The 22235-nt window shown below is 42.4% G+C and carries 21 protein-coding genes; all 21 read right to left on the minus strand.

What is annotated here, in order from left to right; genetic code table 11:
* Nucleotides 1-40: 40 nt before the first annotated feature.
* The 21 genes from BM195_RS02335 to rbfA all read right to left on the minus strand — a co-directional run bounded on the left by BM195_RS02335 (nucleotide 41) and on the right by rbfA (nucleotide 22214).
* Nucleotides 41-1000, minus strand: coding sequence for an ABC transporter permease (locus BM195_RS02335; RefSeq protein ID WP_090232944.1), 960 nt, complete (start codon nucleotides 998-1000; stop codon nucleotides 41-43).
* Nucleotides 1001-2047 (minus strand): ABC transporter permease, encoded by a 1047-nt coding sequence (locus BM195_RS02340; RefSeq protein ID WP_090232947.1) that lies wholly within the window; start codon nucleotides 2045-2047, stop codon nucleotides 1001-1003.
* Nucleotides 2044-3573 carry an ABC transporter ATP-binding protein gene (locus BM195_RS02345; protein WP_090232950.1) on the minus strand — a complete coding sequence of 510 codons (1530 nt, stop codon included), beginning with the start codon at nucleotides 3571-3573 and terminating at the stop codon, nucleotides 2044-2046. Before BM195_RS02345 ends, BM195_RS02340 begins: the two co-directional genes overlap by 4 nt.
* A 168-nt stretch (nucleotides 3574-3741) precedes the next feature.
* On the minus strand, nucleotides 3742-4860 hold the full coding sequence (locus tag BM195_RS02350) for a BMP family lipoprotein (RefSeq protein WP_090232953.1): 1119 nt from the start codon (nucleotides 4858-4860) through the stop codon (nucleotides 3742-3744).
* Nucleotides 4861-5023: 163 nt separating this feature from the next.
* Nucleotides 5024-5749 carry a GntR family transcriptional regulator gene (locus BM195_RS02355; RefSeq protein WP_090232956.1) on the minus strand — a complete coding sequence of 242 codons (726 nt, stop codon included), beginning with the start codon at nucleotides 5747-5749 and terminating at the stop codon, nucleotides 5024-5026.
* Nucleotides 5750-6171: 422 nt separating this feature from the next.
* Nucleotides 6172-8454, minus strand: a complete 2283-nt coding sequence (locus BM195_RS02360) for an FtsK/SpoIIIE family DNA translocase (RefSeq protein WP_090232958.1) — start codon at nucleotides 8452-8454, stop codon at nucleotides 6172-6174.
* Between the two features lie 270 nt (nucleotides 8455-8724).
* Nucleotides 8725-8931 carry a YlzJ-like family protein gene (locus BM195_RS02365; protein WP_244535644.1) on the minus strand — a complete coding sequence of 69 codons (207 nt, stop codon included), beginning with the start codon at nucleotides 8929-8931 and terminating at the stop codon, nucleotides 8725-8727.
* Entirely contained in the window at nucleotides 8928-9668 is a 741-nt protein-coding gene (locus tag BM195_RS02370; protein ID WP_090232960.1) for a ClpP family protease, read from the minus strand. The genes BM195_RS02365 and BM195_RS02370 overlap by 4 nt, the downstream gene beginning before the upstream one ends.
* 119 nt (nucleotides 9669-9787) lie before the next feature.
* Nucleotides 9788-10657: a 4-hydroxy-tetrahydrodipicolinate synthase gene (dapA, locus tag BM195_RS02375; protein WP_090232964.1), complete on the minus strand. Its 870-nt coding sequence runs from the start codon at nucleotides 10655-10657 to the stop codon at nucleotides 9788-9790.
* A 71-nt stretch (nucleotides 10658-10728) separates the two neighbouring features.
* Nucleotides 10729-11961, minus strand: a complete 1233-nt coding sequence (gene dapG / locus BM195_RS02380) for an aspartate kinase (protein WP_090232966.1) — start codon at nucleotides 11959-11961, stop codon at nucleotides 10729-10731.
* Between the two features lie 15 nt (nucleotides 11962-11976).
* Nucleotides 11977-13023 (minus strand): aspartate-semialdehyde dehydrogenase, encoded by a 1047-nt coding sequence (gene asd / locus BM195_RS02385; RefSeq protein WP_090232969.1) that lies wholly within the window; start codon nucleotides 13021-13023, stop codon nucleotides 11977-11979.
* A gap of 35 nt (nucleotides 13024-13058) precedes the next feature.
* The gene (dpaB, locus tag BM195_RS02390; protein WP_090232972.1) at nucleotides 13059-13664 is read right to left on the minus strand and encodes a dipicolinate synthase subunit B; all 606 of its coding nucleotides are present in this window, start codon (nucleotides 13662-13664) and stop codon (nucleotides 13059-13061) included.
* Nucleotides 13664-14548 (minus strand): dipicolinic acid synthetase subunit A, encoded by an 885-nt coding sequence (gene dpaA / locus BM195_RS02395; RefSeq protein ID WP_090232977.1) that lies wholly within the window; start codon nucleotides 14546-14548, stop codon nucleotides 13664-13666. Before dpaA ends, dpaB begins: the two co-directional genes overlap by 1 nt.
* Nucleotides 14549-14686: 138 nt before the next feature.
* Nucleotides 14687-14920 carry a YlmC/YmxH family sporulation protein gene (locus tag BM195_RS02400; RefSeq protein WP_090232980.1) on the minus strand — a complete coding sequence of 78 codons (234 nt, stop codon included), beginning with the start codon at nucleotides 14918-14920 and terminating at the stop codon, nucleotides 14687-14689.
* Between the two features lie 61 nt (nucleotides 14921-14981).
* Nucleotides 14982-16205, minus strand: a complete 1224-nt coding sequence (locus tag BM195_RS02405; RefSeq protein ID WP_090232983.1) for a M16 family metallopeptidase — start codon at nucleotides 16203-16205, stop codon at nucleotides 14982-14984.
* Nucleotides 16206-16234: 29 nt separating this feature from the next.
* Nucleotides 16235-17191, minus strand: coding sequence for a polysaccharide deacetylase family protein (locus BM195_RS02410; protein ID WP_090232986.1), 957 nt, complete (start codon nucleotides 17189-17191; stop codon nucleotides 16235-16237).
* Between the two features lie 112 nt (nucleotides 17192-17303).
* Nucleotides 17304-19418, minus strand: a complete 2115-nt coding sequence (gene pnp, locus BM195_RS02415) for a polyribonucleotide nucleotidyltransferase (protein WP_090232989.1) — start codon at nucleotides 19416-19418, stop codon at nucleotides 17304-17306.
* 117 nt (nucleotides 19419-19535) lie between these two features.
* Complete coding sequence (gene rpsO / locus BM195_RS02420; protein ID WP_090232991.1) at nucleotides 19536-19805, minus strand: 30S ribosomal protein S15; 270 nt, start codon at nucleotides 19803-19805, stop codon at nucleotides 19536-19538.
* 131 nt (nucleotides 19806-19936) lie between these two features.
* Entirely contained in the window at nucleotides 19937-20875 is a 939-nt protein-coding gene (locus BM195_RS02425; protein WP_090232993.1) for a bifunctional riboflavin kinase/FAD synthetase, read from the minus strand.
* 21 nt (nucleotides 20876-20896) lie between these two features.
* Complete coding sequence (truB, locus tag BM195_RS02430; protein WP_090232996.1) at nucleotides 20897-21790, minus strand: tRNA pseudouridine(55) synthase TruB; 894 nt, start codon at nucleotides 21788-21790, stop codon at nucleotides 20897-20899.
* Between the two features lie 82 nt (nucleotides 21791-21872).
* Nucleotides 21873-22214 carry a 30S ribosome-binding factor RbfA gene (gene rbfA / locus BM195_RS02435; protein ID WP_090232999.1) on the minus strand — a complete coding sequence of 114 codons (342 nt, stop codon included), beginning with the start codon at nucleotides 22212-22214 and terminating at the stop codon, nucleotides 21873-21875.
* Nucleotides 22215-22235 lie beyond the last annotated feature (21 nt).

Genomic DNA, 22235 nt, shown 5'->3' on the forward strand with positions numbered 1-22235 from the left:
GCTTATCGTCCAAACAACTCAGGCTTATAAAATGAAAACACTATCTTGTCCCTTTAATATAAGGCTCACCATTAGCTCTTGGTGCTTCAGCACGCCCAATAAATCCTGCCAATGCCAGAATCGTTAATACGTATGGAGCAATCAGCAGGAATACTTGCGGTACATCTTCAAGTACTGGTACACCTCCACTAATGACACTCAAACTTTGGGCAAAACCAAAGAATAATGCAGCTCCCATTGCCCCTAACGGATGCCATTTTCCAAAAATGACGGCGGCCAAGGACATAAAACCTTGTCCGACGATCGTTGCGTGGGAGAAGTTTAATGCAATCGTCAAGGCAAATACCGATCCGCCCAGACCACCAAGGGCACCAGATAAAATAACAGCAACATAGCGCATTTTATAAACATTTATGCCATTTGTATCGGCTGCCATTGGATGCTCCCCGACAGAACGGAGACGCAAACCAAACGGTGTTTTATATAGCACGTACCATGCAACAAAAGCCAGCACGATAGCTAAATAAGATGTTAAGTAAATACCCTGGAAAAAGATCTCGCCAATAATGGGTATATCTCCAAGCAACGAGAAGTCACGGGTAAAGAATTGCTGCGATACCATATCGGTTTGACCTCTGTCATACCATTGCTTTGTCAGAAACACACCTAAACCTAAAGCTAAAAAGTTAATAGCCACACCGCTGACGACCTGATCAGCACGAAATGAAACAGCAGCCACTGCATGAATGAGTGAAAAAATGGCTGATACAATCGCGGCGGCTATAATTGATACCCATGGTGTCCAGCTTCCAAATACATCAGCAAATGTCAGGTTAAAGACAATGCCAACAAATGCACCCATGACCATCAGACCTTCCAGCCCGATATTGATGACGCCGGATCGTTCACTGAATACTCCGCCCAATGCTGTAAATATTAAGGGTGCCGAAAAGAAAAGTGCCGGTGGAATAATCGACTGTAATAGATCAACAAATCCCATTTATTTCTCCTCCTTTTTAAAGCGAAGTATGACCCAGCGAATTATATAACTTGAGGCAACAAAGAAAATAATCAGTGCGATAATAACATCAACTAGTTCAGTAGGCACACCTGCTTCAGTCGGCATATTTAAAGCTCCTACTTTGAGTGCTCCAAACAGAAAAGCGGCAAGAACGACACCAATAGCCGTATTGGCGCCCAACAATGCTACAGCTATGCCATCAAAACCAAGATTATTGAATCCTGATTGAACGGACATATAGCCAAATGTCCCTAATCCCTCCATGGCACCTGCCAGGCCTGCAAATGCTCCAGCAATGACCATGGATAATATAATATTTCGTTTTACGCTCATCCCTGCATATTTCGAAGCGTACTCATTAAAACCAACTGACTTGAGTTCATATCCCAATGACGTCCGTTCAATGATAAACCACATGATAACAGCTGCAAATAAAGCAATAAAAATGCCATAGTGCATGCGAGAAAAATATGTCATATTCTGAAACCATTCCGAAGCCAGTGAAGCCGTTGCTGCCACGTCAGGTGTTTTATCTTCATTGTCGGAAAGGACACTGCGGACAACCGCATTAGCAGAATATAAGGCTGTGTAATTCAACATAATTGTGATAATAACTTCGTGTACGCCACGGCTTGCTTTCAAAAGACCAGGAATGAATCCCCAAAAAGCTCCGGCCAATGCTGCAACGATGATCGCCAGAGGCAAATGAATATACATTGGTGCTTCAACCGCAGTACCGATCCATACCGCAGCAAGCCAGCCAACAATAACCTGACCTTCCGCGCCGATGTTAAGCAAACCGGATCTGAAGGCAAACGCGACAGCCAAACCGGTCAGAACATACGGTGTTACTTGCCTGATTGTCTCCCCAAAATAGTAAACATCACCAAGGGCACCATTCCATAACGCTATGTATCCTGTAATCGGATTATAGCCGAAACCGAGCATGATAAAGGCACCGGCCAGCAAACCAGTTACAACAGATATAAGAGGCACAAGTATATTAAAAAGCCGATTCGTGTTCACTGCTGATCACCTGCCTTTTCCTTCGTACTTCCTGCCATTAATAAACCTAATTCATTTTCATCCGTTTCCTCCGGTTTCACTTCGGCGACATTTTTTCCGTCAAACATGACAGCAATCCTGTCACTCAAATCCAATATTTCATCTAGCTCAAATGAGATTAATAGAACAGCTTTGCCTTTGTCCCGTTCTTCTATTAAACGATGGTGGATAAATTCAATAGCGCCAACATCCAATCCTCTTGTCGGCTGGGCTGCTATTAACAGATCCGGAGACCGGTCAATTTCCCTGCCGATAATTGCCTTTTGCTGGTTTCCGCCCGATAAAGCCCGTGCTTTCGTATAGACACTAGGCGTCCGCACATCATATTCATCAATTAACCCTTCAGCTTTTTGATAGATTTCCTTATAATTGAGTGTCTTATATTTAGAGTATGGTTTCTGATAGTACGTCTGCAGCACCATATTTTCTCCAATTGTAAAATCCAGGACAAGCCCGTATTTGTGACGGTCCTGCGGTATATGCCCAACCCCGCTTTCTGTAACTTTTCGCGGCGATAAATTTGTAATATCCTTATGATTAAATTGGATCGTTCCAGATTCAGACTTTTGCAGGCCGGTAATGGCTTCCACCAGTTCTGATTGTCCATTGCCATCCACACCTGCAACCCCGACAATTTCCCCGGCACGCACTTCCAAATCCATGCCTTTGACCATGTCGACTTTTCGTTTATCTCTTACCTTTAAATTTTGGATTTTTAGCACGGTTTCCTTTGGTTCAGCAGGTGTCTTGTCAGTCTTAAAGCTGACATTCCTGCCGACCATCAGTGATGCAAGCTCGGTTACGTTTGTATCAGCCACGTTTAATGTGTCAATCCCTTTACCTTTCCGGATGACCGTGCACCGTTCACTGATCTCCATGATTTCTTTCAATTTATGGGTGATTAAAATAATTGACTTGCCTTCTGCAGTCAGCGAATGCATGATCTCCATCAATTCGGTTATTTCCTGTGGTGTCAATACGGCAGTCGGTTCGTCAAAAATTAACACCTCTGCACCACGGTATAGTGTTTTGAGAATTTCGACACGCTGCTGCATGCCTACTGATATATCACTGATCTTGGCCTTCGCATCAACACGCAGGCCATACCTGTCAGATAGTTCCTGAACCTTTTTTTCAGCTTCTTTTAAATTGATTTTACCGAATTTTGTCGGTTCACTGCCCAAAATAATATTTTGTGTGACGGTAAACGGTTCCACTAACATAAAGTGCTGGTGAACCATCCCTATCCCTAAATCATTTGCAACATTCGGGTCTGTAATTTTCACTGGTTCCTCATTGACACGAATTTCTCCCTTTTCCGGCTGATACAGCCCGAACAGCACATTCATCAATGTTGATTTTCCGGCGCCGTTCTCACCTAATAAAGCGTGAATTTCGCCTTTTTTTACTTGAAGCGTTATATTATCGTTGGCGACAATACCAGGGAACTCCTTGCGTATGTTTAACATTTCGACAACATAATCCACGTTCGATCACTCCTTTGACTCTAGATAGTTGACTCCTGGATTGCTGACTTAAAAAACTCCCAAATGAAAAGGGGCGGAAAGATAGCTTTTCATTTGAAAATTTTTAAATATTTGAGCGTAAATTCAGAAGAAAAAGACTGGCCTTTTACCAGCCTTTTCCTATAAGTTCTACAATGAATCCAGATATTCATCCAGCTCTTCATGTGTTTGTGGTACTTCTACTTCACCGTCAATGATTTTCTGTTTCCACTCATCAACAGCTTGTGCGATGTCATCGGTGTAAGCCTCTTCGTGCGTATCCGCCAGTCCAACACCTTCATCTTCAACGCCGAATTCAAGCACTTCACCGCCTGGGAATTCGCCATCCATCGCCATGTTGCTTACCTGCTGCACAGAGTTGTCAACACGTTTGACCATGGACGTCAATGTCACATTATGATCGCCGATTTGTCCTTCTTCATACTGGTCACGGTCAACACCGATGACCCAAACTTCACGGTCCGGATCATTATTTTTGATATCTTTTGCCTGTGCAAATACGCCGTTGCCCGTTGCACCTGATGCGTGATAAATGACATCGAAATCGTTGTTAAACATGTTGCTTGCAATCAATTTGCCATCATCAGGAGCATCGAAAGCACCTGCGTACTGTACATCCACTTCAATATCAGGATTTACTGTATGAACCCCCGCTACAAATCCCGATTCAAATTTATTAATCAAATCGGAGTTCGTACCACCGACAAATCCGACTTTGTCTGTATTTGTTTTATTGGCCGCTGCAACACCTGCCAGGAATGAACCTTCATGGTCGGCAAATGTAATGCTTGCGATGTTATCGCCTTCCACGACAGAGTCCACGATGGCAAAATTTGTGTCCGAATATTGTCCGGCAACTTCACTAATGGCATCTTCCAATTTATATCCGATTCCGAACACAAGATTGTAATCTTCACGTACAAGACGATTTAAGTTTGGGGCATAGTCTGAATCATTGTTTGATTGCGCATAATCATACCCTTCACCTTCTTCAAGACCATGCTCTTCTCCCCACGCTTTCAATCCTTCCCATGCAGATTGGTTAAATGATTTGTCATCAACACCGCCGACATCTGTTACCATTGCTGATGTAAACTCAGGTGTCTCTTCGTCTGATTCATTGCTTTCATTATCTGAGCCATTGTCAGACCCCGCATCTTCTTCAGAATCACTGCCGCCACAAGCTGCCAGCAACATTCCAATACTTAACAGTAAAGCAAATAACATAAGTAACTTGCGATTTTTCACGATTTAGTACCCCCTCAATTAAAATAAATAATGATAAACAGGATTGACTGAATCAACAACCACTTTTTATAACGCTGCCATCACCTCCCTAAATTAATTGAAACGTTCACGTTATGACCGGCCGGAAAACCGACCCTGCCATCCTCCGGCATCATGAAACCACTTACATACGCTTTCTTAAAACATGAAAGCTGAATATATCAGAACGGAAGAAATTTGCTGAATACAGCACCGGCTCATCCTCATCCGTATAGTGCATTTGTTTCAATAATAATATTGATTGCTCAGGATCACATTTTAAAACTTCATAGATTCGGTCATGATAACTGACAGGTTCGATGTATGTAACCGCATAAGTTATTCTTTTACCGGAATACTGCTCCATTAGTTTGAATATGGAATCGGTTTTGTGTACTCGATCCAAAGGTATTAATCCGTCCGGCAGCTTATCAATGCAAAACACAACTGGCTGATCATCTGCTGTCCGGACACGCTCGATCTTTGCCAGTGTATTGATTTCTATTGGTGCAAATTTTAACCGTTCATCCTCTGTCGGTTCCAGAAACTCAGTGGATAAAAATTGTGAACCCGGTATTTTGCCAGACTGTTCGATCATATATGTAACACTGTTCAGCTGTTCAATTCCTGATGAGAAAATGGGTTTGGGATTGACAAAAGTACCCACACCATGCCGGCGCGTCACGATATTTTCCTCTTCCAGAATACGTAATGCCTCACGCAATGTCGCACGAGAGACCCCTATGTCCTTTGAAAGCTGAAATTCGGATGGCAGCTTCTGATTCGTTTTATATCGACCATTTTCGATATCACGTTTGATTTGATCAATTACTTGCAAGTATAAGTGACGCGAATCTATTTTCAGCGACATGGTGCCTCCTCCTTAAGATTCATATTTTTGGTATGTAACACATATAAGAAATCTGACATCTGACGTATGACTATCAAGTTCGACATAAATATAACATGTTCTACCAGATAAATAAATAGATATAGTGAAGTTTCTTAAAATTTTTTAAGAAGATAGTCCTAATTATTTGAAAAACTTGGGTCCCCATGCCCTTGTCTTATCACACATGTAACGGGCAGCAGGATCCCTGCTACAATATTTGAGGCAAAATCAAGAAGATATGAGGAGGATCTGCTGTCCGCCAAACTAAGTTCGTGCCTTGTGATAACGCTAGCGCTAGCAAGTCCTGTCTGCTGAAACCTCGCTAAATTGCGTTTCATTTCTTCTAACATTATGAAAAAGGACACACCTTTAAACAAGGTATGTCCGTTTCCATAACATGATTATGAAGTTTTTTCCTCATTTGGCTGCGATACAAGTACAGTTCGCGGTTTACTGCCTTCATACGGACCGACAATCCCATGATCTTCCATGGCATCGATTAAACGTGCCGCCCTTGTATATCCAATCCGGAAGCGCCGCTGCAGCATGGAAACACTGGCACTTTGCATTTCGGTTATCAGCTGTACTGCTTCATCGTATAATTCATCATCAACTTCTGACGCCACTTCACTTGTTTCTTCCGGGATCATCTCTTCCTGATATGAAGCCTTTTGCTGGTCAATACAATGATCGACAATTCGCTCCACCTCTTCATCGGACAGAAATGCCCCCTGCACCCTCGTTGGTTTGGAGGAACCAACCGGCATGAACAGCATATCGCCGCGGCCTAATAGTTTTTCAGCACCACCTGCATCCAGAATGGTCCGCGAATCGGTTGCCGAGGAGACACTGAAAGCTATCCTAGATGGGATATTGGCTTTAATGACACCTGTAATAACATCCACCGATGGACGCTGTGTCGCAAGAATCAAATGGATACCGGCTGCCCTTGCCATTTGGGCAAGTCTCGTAATGGCATCCTCAACATCATTGGAGGCTACCATCATCAAATCTGCCAGCTCGTCCACTAAAACAACAATATATGGCAAATTTGGCTGTTTTTCTTCCTCTGATGACGTCTGATTAAACCTCTGAATGTATTCATTATACCCTTCGATATTACGTGTACCTGTTTCTGAAAATAGTTCATATCTTCTTTCCATTTCGGCTACCACTTTTTTCAATGCCTTTGATGCTTTTTTGGGATCGGTTACGACCGGCGTCAACAAATGCGGGATGCCATTATACACATTTAACTCTACCTTTTTGGGATCGATCATCATCATTTTCACTTCATGTGGTTTAGCACGCATTAAAATCGTCGTAATAATCCCATTTACACAAACACTTTTCCCGCTTCCGGTTGCACCGGCAATCAGCATATGCGGCATTTTACTCAGTTCGGAAACAACGGCATCCCCGGAGATATCACGGCCAAGTGCAAATAATAGTTTGGAAGATTGTTTCGATACCGTCGTATCCAATACTTCCCGCAATGAAACCATCGCTATTTCCTGGTTGGGAACTTCAATACCGACAGCTGATTTGCCCGGGATGGGTGCTTCAATGCGAATGTCTTTTGCCGCCAGGGCAAGAGCCAAATCATCATGCAGATTGACGATCTTGCTTACCTTGACCCCTGCCTCCGGATATACTTCATATTTGGTAACGGCAGGCCCGACATGCACCTTCGTGACTCTTGCCTTTACACCAAAACTGTTAAACGTCCGCTCCAGTTTCCGCACGGTTGCTTGTATTTGTGATTTTTCCTGTTGCTGTGAACTTTGCGTCGGTTCAGCCAGCAGGTTTGGTGATGGCAATACATATTCATGGTTTTCCGCTTCGGTCATTGGGAGCGGCGTTTCCTGATCCGTTTTTATTTCCGTTTTGTCCGTATGGTCCGTTTCGGATGGGACGCTGGTGTCATGTTCCGATTCATGTGCGTCAAATGAATAAGCCACATCTGTGAAATCCTGAATAACAGGCTCGTCCTGTTCAGGTTCTTGATTAGGCGGCGGCTGATTAGCAATATCATCATGGTCCGGCTGTCCCTGCTTCACACGTGCTGTCATGATTCGTTCTTTTATCGATTTCGCCATCTCTGTCACACGTTTAGTCCATTTGGAAAGGAACTCAGCCAACGAAAACTCGGTCATAAAAATAATACCTATTAAAATAGAAAAAACAGCGGCAATCTTGGCACCGGCGGAAGAAAATAAAAAATAGCAGAACGTAAACAAGATGGCTCCAAGCATTCCGCCACCCGTCTGCAACGCCTCACCGCTGCCATCTACAAACGCAAAAAATTGATCCCATGTCGCTCTAAGAATGGATGTCTCTTCAGATGAAACAAGCAATCTTTCATATGTCTGTATGTGGGTAAGCAGTAATATGCCGGCAAATATAATATAAAAACCTATCAATTTCTTGTTGGAAAAGTAAGGATAACGCCGTTTAATCATTAGAACGACTCCCGTCACAAGCAGAAACAGTGAAGCGATAAAATACCAGATTCCGAGAAAAAATCGAAAGATGTGTTCAAGACCGCCTGGAATTGCGCCATCACTGATTGCACTGGCACCACTTCCAAAAATAGCCAGAAAAATAAACAAAAGTCCAAGCAGCTCAAATTTCACCTGTTTATTTAATTGATTTTTCTTTTTTCTTCTTTTTTTCTTAGCCAAATTGATCACCTCACTTACTTTAGGCATGACTACTATTAAAATCGGTGAAATTATCATTTCAATGTTAGCCAGTAATTTATAATTTCTTCATTTATCAGTAAAACCCTGCCGATTTGCAGACAAGGGGATACTAGCAACATCAAAGATCATCCATTATGGATAACGCTGTAAGAAAAACTGGGCTTTCACGATAAAATATTTCTAGTGAAAGCCTGGTTTTCCTGAACATTAGTTCCATTATAGCACAGTTTCCAATATTTAGCGCTGATTTTACCGTAAAATGGTACCAGGGGTGTAGTCAACATTCATGAAATCATGTGGATCGGTAGAAAGTAGTTGCAGCACTTGAAATTGTCCATCCTCCATCTCTTCAACATACATCTGCTTTCCATTATAAGAAACACAATGCCGTTTTTGAAAGTCCTGATCTGCAGATGGAAAAATATCTGTTTCCGATAAAGGTGTATACAATATCATTGAATCACCTGATCTTCCGGTCCCTGATTATCCTTGATCATTTCATTTATTTTGACCATTGCCTGACCAACCCCGCCAATTCCATCAATCAAGCCATAATCAACAGCATCGTTTCCTACAATGTTCGTTCCGATATCCCTGGTCAGATTGCCTTTTGCAAACATGAGCTCCTTAAATTTTTCTTCCTCAATATTTGAATGACGGACGACAAAATCAATCACCCGGTCCTGCATTTTATCCATATACTCAAACGTTTGCGGAACACCAATGACGAGACCGTTCAGCCGAATCGGGTGGATTGTCATCGTCGCAGTAGGAGCTACAAAAGAGTGGTCGGCTGAAACAGCTATTGGAACACCAATGGAATGCCCCCCGCCCAATACAATTGAAACAGTCGGTTTGGAAATGGAAGCAATCATCTCGGACAAGGCCAGACCTGCTTCCACATCACCGCCTACTGTATTTAATAAGACAATCAGTCCCTCTATTTTAGGGTTTTGTTCGACCGCGATAAGCTGTGGCAATAAATGCTCATATTTGGTTGTTTTATTTTGTGCAGGCAATTGTACATGCCCTTCAACTTGTCCAATAATAGACAGCACATGAATATTGGAATCAGGTGCTTGTGGAACATTGCTCTGGCCAAGCTGCTGAATTTTTTGAACCAGAGAGGAATTATTGGTTTGGTCGCCCTGCCCCTGATTCTGATCGTCTTTCTTTGATGGTTCCTTTTCCATTTATGGACACTCCTTCTTTTTAAACTTCCATTTTGAACAATCTCTATGGATTAGTATGAACTGAATAAAAATGAACCATTCAAGATAAATAAAAATATCGGCATTCCCAGCCGATATTTTTAACTTTCAATTAATCTTCTTAAATTTTCGCGCTCAAAATCAGTCAGAGATACTAATGGAAGCCGAACACTGCCGACGTCAATCCCTTTCATATTCAGTGCAGTTTTGATCGGTACCGGGGAAGGCTGTGCAAATAATCTATTCATGATCGGAAGCAATTTGCGGTGTATAGATGCTGCATCCGTCACATCACCCGATTGAAACTTAGTAACCATTTCCTTTAGTTCAAGTCCGGCAATATGGGATACAACCGATACAGCACCATCAGCGCCGATAGAAAGCATTGGCAGCGTCATGCTGTCCTCACCACTGTATACACTAAAATCATCATCAGTACGTTCAATGATGTCAGCTATCTGATCAAGATTTCCACTTGCTTCTTTCACTGATACAATATTATTGATTTTACTCAGTTTGATCGTAGTTTCGGAGTTCAGATTCACGACAGAGCGGCCAGGGACATTGTAGAGCATGACCGGCAGTCCCGTCTCGCTGGCAATCGCCGCAAAGTGCCGGTAAAGTCCCTCCTGATTTGGTTTATTATAATAGGGCACCACAAGCATGATGCCATCCGCCCCTGACTTTTCAGCTTCATTGGTCAGCTCAATGGAAGCTTGTGTGCTATTGCTTCCTGTACCTGCTATGACCGGCACCCGATTATTGACGGTTTTGACAGTGTGACTGATAAGCGCAATTTTTTCATCTTTTGTAAGTACAGGTGATTCACCTGTTGTGCCGCCGACAACTAAGCCTTCACTTCCATTGTCCAGCAGATATTCTATCAATTCAGTCGTTTTATCAAAATCAATTTGACCATTCGCATCAAACGGTGTTACCATCGCTGTCAAAATATTACCAAAGTCCATCATAAACACCTTTCTTTAAAAATTGTATGCAGGTGTTATACAAAAGCCGTCGTTACCGTCTTCTGTATAAGCACTCATACAAGATCTTTATCATTGACGCTCAGTGCAAAAACATCGTGCAGTGCATTTACAGCTGGTTTTAAATCCTTATCATGAATTAGCACCCAAATGGTTGTGTGACTGTCTGCCGATTGCAATATTTGCACACCGGCGTTTGTCAGCGATTGTACAATTTTTGATGCGACTCCCGGGACACCGGTCATCCCTGCACCAACTGCAGAAACCTTGGCACAGTTTTCAGTGATTTCCGGATAAAAACCGAGTGTTTTTAGGATGTGTACAGCTTTTTTAGTGTGTGTATCCGGAACCGTATAGATGACCCCTGTCGGTGAAATATTGATAAAGTCAACGGATATGCCTGCTTCAGCCATTGCTTTAAATACATCGGACTGTATTCGGTGTGTTTCATCTTTCGTCTGTACACTTATTTGTGTAATAGATGACATATGAGCAATACCGGTAATCAGGCGATCCGGAATATCCGTTCCCATCTCCTGTATTCTGGATGCTGTAATCAATGTTCCTTCGTCCTCGACATAAGTGGAGCGCACACGCATTGGTATTTCAGCCTGCATCGCTATTTCCACAGCCCTTGGGTGGATCACTTTTGCCCCTTGATAGGCAAGATTGCATATTTCCGTATAGGTTACAATATCCAGTGGCCTTGCTGATGAAACCATATTCGGATCAGCAGTCATAATGCCATTTACATCTGTGAAAATTTCGATCCGTTCGGCATTCAGTGCTGCGCCAATTGCGGCTGCTGTTGTATCGCTGCCGCCCCTGCCAATGGTTGTTATTTCACCGGTGGATGTCTGACCTTGAAAACCGGCTACAACAACCACATCATGTTCCTTAAATTCTTCCAGGACACGATCGGGCTTTACCTCTTTAATTTTCGCCTGGTTAAAATCATCATTTGTAATGAATCCTGCCTGTGCCCCTGTTAAAGCGGTGGCACTTATATGGTTTTTTTGCAGCTCATTGGATAATACAACAGATGCGATTGTTTCACCACACGACATTAGTATATCCAATTCACGATCGGAATTATAATTTTTCGGGAACTGAACAAGATCAAGCAATGAGTCGGTTGCATAGGGTGCAGGTTTCCGGCCTAATGCAGATACAACGACTGCGATTTTGTAATTGTTCATGAGCGCGTTTTTAATATGCTGAATAACATGAGTGCGATTTTCTGCTGTCTGTACGGATGTGCCGCCGAATTTTTGAACCAATATCTGCATTCTTCCACCTCTATTTTAAAGCCATTTATTCATCACTAAGTGTTCTGCAATCTGAATCGTATTCCATGCAGCGCCCTTGATCAGATTATCAGACACAATCCATAAATGGAAGCCTTTCGTATTGTCCAGGTCTTTGCGGACACGACCGACAAAAACTTCCTCTTTGTTGGATGCATTGAGTGGTGTCGGGTAAGTTTGTGTATTCGGGTCATCCTGAAGAATCACACCATCAGCGCCCCTAAGTGCACTCCATATATCCTCCACTGTTAAACCGCCTTTTTCAACATCAATATAAACACTCTCTGCGTGTGATGTGAAAAACGGCAGTCTGACACAGGTTGCTGCTATGGCCAAATCCTGTGCATGGAGAATTTTTTTCGATTCATTGATCATTTTCATTTCTTCAAATGTATAGCCGTTATCTTGAAAGACATCAATTTGCGGCAGTGCGTTAAAGGCGATCGGGTAATGTTTTTCATCCCCTTTGACAGGCAGCAGCTCTGCTGTCATCTCCTCGTTATTTAAATATTGCCTGGTTTGTTGTTCCAGCTCTTGATTTGCCTGGTTTCCTGCCCCTGATACAGCCTGATAAGTTGATACGATAACACGGCTAAGTCCAAACGCTTTTTGTATCGGTTTTAAGGCGGCAACCATCTGAATGGTGGAACAATTCGGGTTTGCAATGATACCGTTATGTGATTGAAGATCATCCTCATTCACTTCAGGCACAACTAACGGAACGTCCTCATCCATTCTGAAGGCACTTGTATTATCAACGACTACTGCCCCCCGTTTCACTGCTTCCGGCGCCAATTTTTTGGAAACAGATCCGCCGGCTGAGAACAAGGCGATATCTATGTTACTGAAACTTTCCGGTTTAGCTTCTTCCACAGTTAATTCTTGTTGATTAAAAACAACTCTTTTCCCTGCTGATCGTTTAGATGACAATAATTTGATTTCATTAATTGGAAAATTCTTGTGTTCGAGTATTTCGATGATTTTTTCTCCGACTGCTCCAGTAGCACCGACTACTGCAACGTTAACAAGATTATTTTCTGCCATGCTGTAAGACACCTCGCTAAAAAGATTGTTTTTGTTCATTCTATCATATTATCATTTTTATGAGGAATTATCACGGGCTGAAGTTGTTGATCATTTAGTGCTGATTCAATGGTATCAAGCAGTAAGTCCATATCGGCAACGAGCGAATTGGGCTTTTTATACGGGTTATCCTGACCATACGGAATAAAATAATAGAATTTGGCTCCCATTAACCGCATCAGATTGACACCATTTAATCCTAGGGCATCATTTGTTGAAATACCCAATACAACCGGGCTTTGATTCCGAATGGTTGCCTTAACAGCCATTAGCACTGGTGTATCTGTTAAAGCGTTGGCGAGCTTGCTCATGGAATTCCCAGTTAATGGTGCAACAACCATGCAATCCAGGGGAAGCTGCGGTCCCAGCGGTTCTGCTTCCGGAATGGTCTTGATAGCGTGTTTTCCGGTAATCGATTCAATTTTTGCCACATGATCATCCGCCTTACCGAATTTAGTATCCGTATGCTGTACCGTGTAGGATACGACTGGTATCACTTCTGCACCGGCTTCCATCAGTTTTTCAAGCTGTGGAAATACCTGATCATATGTGCAGTGTGATCCGGTTACACCAAATCCGATTCGTTTCCCTTCTAGTCCCATCATATCTTCTCCTCTCTTTGAAGCAAAAATTGTTTAATCACATCGGCCAGAATCTTCCCGGCCGTTTTCGGAGCGACAATACCCGGCAGACTTTTGGCCAAAATCGCTTTGATGCCACGTTGCTTGGCATATTCAAAATCTGTTCCGCCAGGCTTTGAGGCAAGGTCAAAAATAATGCCATGCGGCGGCAAATGCTGGATAGCATCTTTCGTGACAACCTGGGCTGGTACTGTATTAATTAATAAATCACAGTCACGTGTATGTTCATGCAATTGATCAAACGGGATAGCAGTATGCCCTAACTCCGTTATTCTCGCCAGATCCATAATGCTTTTTGCACAAACTGATACTTCAGCCCCTAGTGCTGCAAACTTATTGGCCACAGTGTTTCCGACCCGGCCAAACCCGACAACAATCACACGTGATGAATGGATAGTATAATCCGTATGTTCAATGGCCATCATAATCATTCCCTCAGCTGTGGGAATTGAATTATAAATCGCTACATCATCACGGTTAAGTAATGGAATCAGCTCTACATTTGCTGCCTCACTCGCCGCATCCAGATAACCATTGGAAATGCCTGTAAAAATAACCGTATTGTCATCCAGTCCCTCAAACCACTCACTTGTCAGTTGAACCGTCTGATCGGAAAAAACGGTTTCCACATATCCCTGCTGGTCTGTTCCGGTGATAGGTAAAATGACTGCGTCAAGATTTCCCTGATCCAAATCTGCAAAATCGGTTTGGTTTAATCCCGTAAACCCTTGCTCCAGTTTGTCAAACCCTACTAATGTAATGGTTATTTCAGACAATGCCTGCAGCTGGCGTATTAGCTCCAAATACCGGGCATCCCCGCCAATTACAGCGATTTGTTGCGTCATAATTTTACAATCCCTCCGTACTGCTGCTTATAAATGGGTGTTCAAAATAGTTTATGTCTTTCACGTAAGTTAGTGATTATCCATACCAAAAAAGGCTGGCATCATATCAAAATGACACCAGCCTTAAGCTGCATCGTATTAATCTGATTCAATCATAATCATGTCCTCACCGATTTTCCGTATGGAACGCCACCTGATCTTGGTTTCGGCACCTTCCTTCTTCAAACCGAACCATTTGTAATTGGGGATAATGAACGACTCGATTTGCCCAGTCTTTTCATCGATTTCAAGATCGGTCTGGCCCAGTACTCCAAGCCGTGCTCCCTGATTAATATCAACAATCTCTTTGGAGCTGATATCCTTATATCGCATAAAACCGCCTCCATGATCATGCATTTTTGGCATATATATGATCAGCGGCTGAAAACTATACCTATGAAATGGAGTCCGGTGCAATCAGTGCACTCGCTGGTGCATGCCGGAAAGCAGAATCAATCACTTGCTGCATCTTTTCATGGTTGACCGCATCAATTTGCTTGATCATATCATCAAGCGAACGGTGCTCATTTAACAGTAATTCATTTCTTCCATTGCGGCTCATCCTGCTACTGGTGCTTTCCAGACTCAGCATCAGATTGCCCTTCAATTGTTCCTTACTGTTGATCAGTTCTTTATCTGTTAAACCTTTTTGTATTAAACCGTCAACCGTTCTATTTATTGTATCTTTTAACTGTGGCAGCTGGTCTTTTCCGGTACCAGCATAAATCGTTAACAAGCCATTATCCAGAAATGATGAATGATACGAGAACACGGCATATGCCAGACCCTGTTTCTCTCTGACTTCCTGAAAAAGCCTTGAACTCATACTGCCGCCAAGAACGTTATTCAAAATGATCAGACTGTACATATTTTCATCGTCCACGGGCAAGCCTTTATAGCCCAGGCATAAATGCGCCTGTTCCGTATCTTTGCGGCGCTCGATCTGATTGGCTAAAAATTCCGGCTGCTGGACTTCTGTATGTTTGAAGTCAGATTGAAATTCGCTGAAATAACTTTCAACCTTTTGGATAAACGTTTCATCCACATTGCCGGCAATTGACACAACAACATTATCCGGCGTATAACGCTCATGTATATAATTCCTTAGTGTATCCGCGGTAAATGATTGCAGCTGTTTTTCTGTCCCAAGAATTGGATAGCCCAATGGGTGGTCTCCGAATGATGCACGTGCCAGAATATCATGGACAATATCATCCGGAGTATCTTCATACATTTTAATTTCCTCTAAAACGACTTTTTTTTCACGCTCCATCTCTTCTTCATCAAAAGAAGCGTTAAAAAACATATCTGCCAGTATCTCCAGAGCATCTTCTTTGTGTGTATCCATCACTTTGGCATAAAAACAGGTATATTCTTTTGACGTAAACGCATTAACCTGTCCGCCGATGGCATCAAACGCTTCGGCTATATCCTGCGGCGATCTGGTACTGGTCCCTTTAAAAAACATGTGCTCCAAAAAATGCGAAATACCATTTATCTCATCTGTTTCATTCCGTGAACCAGTCTTCACCCATATACCGATTGTTACCGATCGGACAGCAGGTATATTTTCCAGAACGATTCGCAATCCGTTATTACTTGTATGTTTTTCGATCAATGTTTTTCCTCCTAAGTCGATCCTGAAGGCTATCTTTCCGCACTTAATAAAGTGTCGACAGTTCCGATTTTATAACCTTTTTCTTTTATACTTTTAATCAATGAATCCAGCCCTTCAACGATTGAAGAAGTTGGATGCATTAACAATGTTGCACCAGGATGAATGTTGTTGTTTACTCGATTCATCATAACAGAAACAGATGGATTCTTCCAATCAATCGTGTCGACACTCCAAAGAATGGTTTCCATATTTTGCTCATCGGCTGTTTCGACTACCTGATCATTATAATCTCCACTGGGCGGGGCAAACCATTTAGGGGTTTCACCTGTTATGGCTTCCAGGATTTCATTGGTTTGACTAATTTGTTCGATCATATCCTGCCTGGCCAGGCGAGACATGACAGGATGGTTATAGGCATGATTCCCGATTACATGTTCCTGCTCATGAATCATTTTAACGTAATCCGTGTTTTCCATCGCCCATTTTCCTTCAATAAAAAAAGTTGCTTTTACGTTATGTTCCTTTAAAATATTCAAGATCACCGGGATATGTTCTGTTCCCCACGATACGTTGATTAACAATGCAACCATGTCTTTATCCGGGTGGCCGCGGTAAATCGGTGCAGCCGGTAAATCTTCCCTCGTTATTTCCGGCGGGATCTGTTCATAAACGAGCAGTGTTTCATCGAATACCTCATTCTTTTTCATTTGCTCATAGGATTTGTCCACATTGACTTTCACGCCGTTACGCCCGGGCATCTTTTTCCAGACTTTATCAATGACAGCATTTTGGGGAGCTTCTTCATAATTCTCGCTTTTCGTCCGGATTTCATCATAAAGCGAATCCTCCATTTTTGTAACGTCATTAACTGCATCGGAAAATGTGACCGTCTCATTTGATTCAAACGGGTTATACGTATAATCGAACGATACGGCGACAATCAAGATAAATACACAAACATGTACAAATAAGCGATAGCGATGCATTCCATATCCCCCCTCATTTATTCATATGAGATGGGTGGACAGGTTATGAACTTTGATGCGGAAGCCGGAAATAAAAAAAGAAACTGGTTTTCCAGCTTCTTGTTTCGTGTAACTATGAACGTGATTTTTCATTTTTTTCGCGTTCTTCTTTTAATACAGCTTTACGTGAAAGATTAATACGTCCCTGGTTGTCAATTTCTTTTACTTTTACCATAATCTGATCACCTATGGATACAGCATCTTCAACTTTCTTGGTGCGTTCTTCTGCAAGTTCTGAGATATGAACTAAACCATCTTTCCCTTTAAACAGTTCAACAAACGCTCCGAATTTCTCGATCCGTTTGACTGTTCCTAGATAGATCTGACCTGCTTCAACTTCCCGGACAAGATCCTCAATAATTTGTTTTGCATGTTGGTTCATATTTGCATCAGGAGACGAAATGAAGACACTTCCATCCTGTTCGATATCAATTTTCACACCGGTCTCATCAATGATTTGGTTAATTTGTTTTCCACTCGGTCCAATCACATCACGAATTTTATCCGGATTGATATTCATCGTCAGAATCTTAGGTGCATATTGTGACAACTCTACACGTGGCTCCTTGATCGTTGCCAGCATGGATTCGAGAATCTGCATGCGCCCTTTTTTAGCCTGTGACAATGCTTCTTCCAGTATTTCTTTGGACAGGCCCTCAATTTTAATATCCATTTGCAGTGCAGTTACACCTTGTTCAGTTCCGGCGACTTTAAAGTCCATATCACCAAGTGCATCTTCCATGCCCTGTATATCAGTTAAAATGGTGTAGTCATCACCTGATTTAACAAGTCCCATTGCAATACCTGCGACTGGAGCTTTAATGGGGACACCTGCATCCATCATCGCCAGTGTGCTTCCGCAAATGCTTGCCTGTGATGTTGAACCATTTGATTCCAGCACCTCTGATACGAGCCGAATGGTATATGGGAATTCTTTTTCCGATGGCACAACCTTTTCAAGGGCGCGCTCACCGAGTGCACCGTGACCAATTTCCCGACGGCCCGGTCCTCTGATTGGCCCCGTTTCCCCAACACTGTATTGCGGGAAGTTGTAATGATGCATAAACCTTTTAGACTCTTCCAGGTCAAGTCCGTCCAATACTTGTACATCACCAAGCGCACCTAAAGTACACACACTTAATGCCTGGGTTTGTCCACGCGTAAATAATCCGGATCCGTGTGTTCTCGGTAAAACACCAACTCTTGATGATAATCGGCGAATTTCGTCAACTTGACGCCCATCAGGACGAATCTTTTCTTTTGTAATCAGACGGCGGACCTCTTCTTTGACCATATCATTCAAAATAGATTTAACGGAATCGATGACCGTTTCTTCCTCATCTTCATAGGCAGCCAGCACATCATTTTTCACTTGACTGATTGCTTCCTCGCGCGCTTTTTTACCTTCTGTCCGGATCGCTTCAAGTAATTTATCCCTTGCTTCTGCCTCCAGTTTGTCAACGAGTTCCGCATCTGCTCTCTCAGCATGGAATGACTGTTTCGTCATACCGACTGCCTCAATGATGGTTTCCTGAAATTCAATCAGCCTGATAATTTCCTGATGACCGTACATGATCGCTTCAAGCATAACATCTTCAGGTACTTCATCTGCACCGGCTTCAACCATGTTAATGGCATCTTTAGTACCGGCTACAGTCAAATCAATATCGCTTTTTTCCTCCTGTTCGACGGTCGGATTAATGATAAATTCACCATCAACTCGTCCCACATGTACACCCGCGATCGGTTCGGAAAATGGAATATCCGAAACGGAGAGTGCAATTGATGAACCAATCATCGCTGCAATTTCAGTCGAACAGTCCTGATCAACGCTCATCACTGTGCTGATCACCTGTACTTCGTTTCTGTACCCATCAGGAAAGAGCGGACGGATGGGACGGTCTATCAATCGGGATGTTAATGTTGCTTTCTCACTCGGACGACCTTCCCGCTTAATAAATCCTCCGGGAATTTTACCTACAGCATATAACCGCTCTTCATAATTAACGGTTAATGGAAAAAATGGCAGGTCTTTTGGTTCGTCTGATGCAGTTGCCACCGACAGCACGGCAGTATCACCATAACGAATCATACATGCGCCGTTTGCCTGTTTCGCAAGTTCTCCGGTTTCTACGGTAAATGGTTTACCGGCTATTTCCGTGGAGAACACTCTCTTTTCTTCTGTCATTCGTATGAAAACTCCCTTCCAAAAACACTTACTGCTTTCATTTTATAGTTAATAAGCGTAAATGTAAATTTTATGTGTGCAAGAAGAAAAAAAGCAGGATTTCTCCTGCTTTAATCCTTACCGGCGGATGCCGAGTTTTTTAATTAATTCACGATACCGGGTAACGTCTTTGTTACGTAAGTAGTTCAGCAGGTTACGGCGTTTACCTACCATTTTTAAAAGCCCGCGGCGTGAATGGTGATCTTTCTTGTGAACGCGTAAATGCTCGTTTAATTTGGTGATCTCCTCGGTCAATACAGCAATTTGTACTTCCGGGGAGCCAGTATCATTATCATGAACCTTATATTCGCTGATAATTTCATTTTTACGTTCTTGCGTGATAGCCATCCGGCTCACCTCCATTATGAATAAATATCCCCAATCCCCCAGCAATCGCCGGAGTTACGATTTGCCGAGCGATGGTTTACATACTCAAGGGTACAACTTTTTCGTATAAAATGCAAGTGGAAGCGGGAATTTTAAAGGTGAAAATAATCCCTGATACGCCGCTCATCGTCCTCAATTTGTTCAACAAGCTCACCAGCGCTGTCGAATTTTACCTCGCCCCGGATATACCGATGCCATTCAAGCACAAGTTCTTCCCCATATAAATCATTGTTATAATCAAATATGTTAACTTCAATAACAGGATCTTCCCTGTTATCTGTGAATGTTGGATTGTAACCTAAGCTCGCCATTCCTTCATATACCTCATTTTTAAAAAGCACTTTAACGGCATAAATGCCTATTTTCGGCAGCAATGCCTCCGAAGAAACGTCTAAATTTGCAGTCGGGTATCCTATTTCCCTGCCACGTTTATCTCCCTCTTTGACAATTCCGCGCACAATCAGCGGTCTGCCCAATAATTCATGAGCTTTTTCAATATGTCCGGATTGCAGCAGTTTTCTGATTCTTGTAGAACTTATTTTTTGATGACCGGACTGAACTTGATCAATCACCGTAAAGTCAAAAATACCTCTCGAATGTTCCTGGATCGTTTGTACATTTCCCTTGCCTTTATACCCGTAGGAAAAGTCAAACCCGGAAACGAGGTGTTTAATGTTTAAATGAATGATAAAATGATCAATGAATGCTTGCGGCTCAAGGGAAGATAATGTTTTATCAAATGTAATGATATAAAGCCGGTCAACACCGATCTGCTGCATTATTTTCTGTTTCTCCTGCAATGGTGTAATATATTGAACATGCTGTACATCTTTTTTCAATACGACTGACGGATGCGGGTGAAAGGTAATGACAGCACTTTCCATATTTTCATCATCTGCCTTGTTGACAGCTGTTTGAATGACCTTTTGATGTCCTTTATGAATACCATCAAAGAATCCGATGGCAGCAATTGTTTCCGGCAATTCCTCCAATAATAATGAATGTGGATATGTTAATCTGATTGTCCGCACATTATGTCACCTGCACTTTTCTTATTCATCACTAAATACACGCACCGGTTTTATGACCGTATTATTTTCCGGATGTGTTTCATAAACAGCAAGGACCCGGTTTTCAAACATAACCAGAAAGGGCTCTGTATCGGGGAGATTATCGTGTTTTGCCAGTTTTTGCCCATGAAGAACCCGTTTTCTTGTATGTTCATCAACGTAAGTTCGCTCCATGTGTGTCAGACAGCTGCTGATTGACAGCAATAATTGATCCTGTCTGTTTCGTTTCACTGCTTGTTCGATATCAGTGAAATTTACAGTGTCTTCTTTATGGATGGCACCTGTTTCTGTTCTGTAAAGAGCAGACATATGTGCCGGGTATCCAAGACGGTTTCCGATATCGACACATAGCGTTCGAATATAAGTTCCCTTCGAACAAACGACTTTAAACCAAAAACGGTCATGATGATCGTGGTCTGCCAATTGCAGCTGATAGATGACAACCTGCCGTTTCGGACGTTCTACTTGCTCATTATTCCTAGCATATTCATACAATTTCTTTCCATGAACTTTTATGGCAGAGTACATAGGAGGAACTTGAGTTATTTGTCCCCGAAACAATTGTAACACGTTTTCGACTGCCTGTTGAGATGGAGGTGTTGTCACTTGCCTGGTTTTGATCACTTTTCCGTGGCTGTCTTCAGTTTCTGTTGCAATACCGAGCTTAACTTCTGCTATGTATGTTTTTTTTGTATCCGTCAGGAAGGGTGCAATTTTAGTCGCCTGGCCAATACAAATCGGCAAAACCCCTTCTGCTTCCGGATCAAGCGTGCCTGTGTGACCGACCTTTTTAATACGAAACAATTGACGTACTTTCATGACACAGTCGTGTGAAGTCATTCCTTTTGGTTTCCATAAAGGTAAAATACCATTCATCTCACCAGCTCCCATAGTTAAACAGTACGCATGGAAAAATCTGACTCATTGGCGAGTCAGATTAACCAGCTTATTATACTGTTCATTTGTTCAAATCACGCAATATTTCTTCAATACGATTGCCGTATTCATAGGCTTCGTCAAATTCAAATGTTATTTCAGGTGTTTTTCTTAATCGTATACGTTTACCAATTTCCGAACGGATAAACCCTTTTGCTTTTGCAAGACCGACCAGCGTGTCATGCTTTTCGTCTTCATTTCCAAGTACGGAAATAAATACTTTTGCCTGCTGCAGGTCACCGGTAACTTCCACATCTGTAACCGTCACAAATCCAATGCGCGGATCTTTTATTTTTTGACCGATCAGCTCACCCAGTTCTTTTTTCATTTGTTCTGCTACACGATTTGCACGAATATCACTCATTTTGAATCACCTCAATCAATG

Origin of the sequence: Lentibacillus halodurans, from assembly GCF_900112045.1 — a bacterium.
Classification (GTDB): domain Bacteria; phylum Bacillota; class Bacilli; order Bacillales; family Amphibacillaceae; genus Lentibacillus; species Lentibacillus halodurans.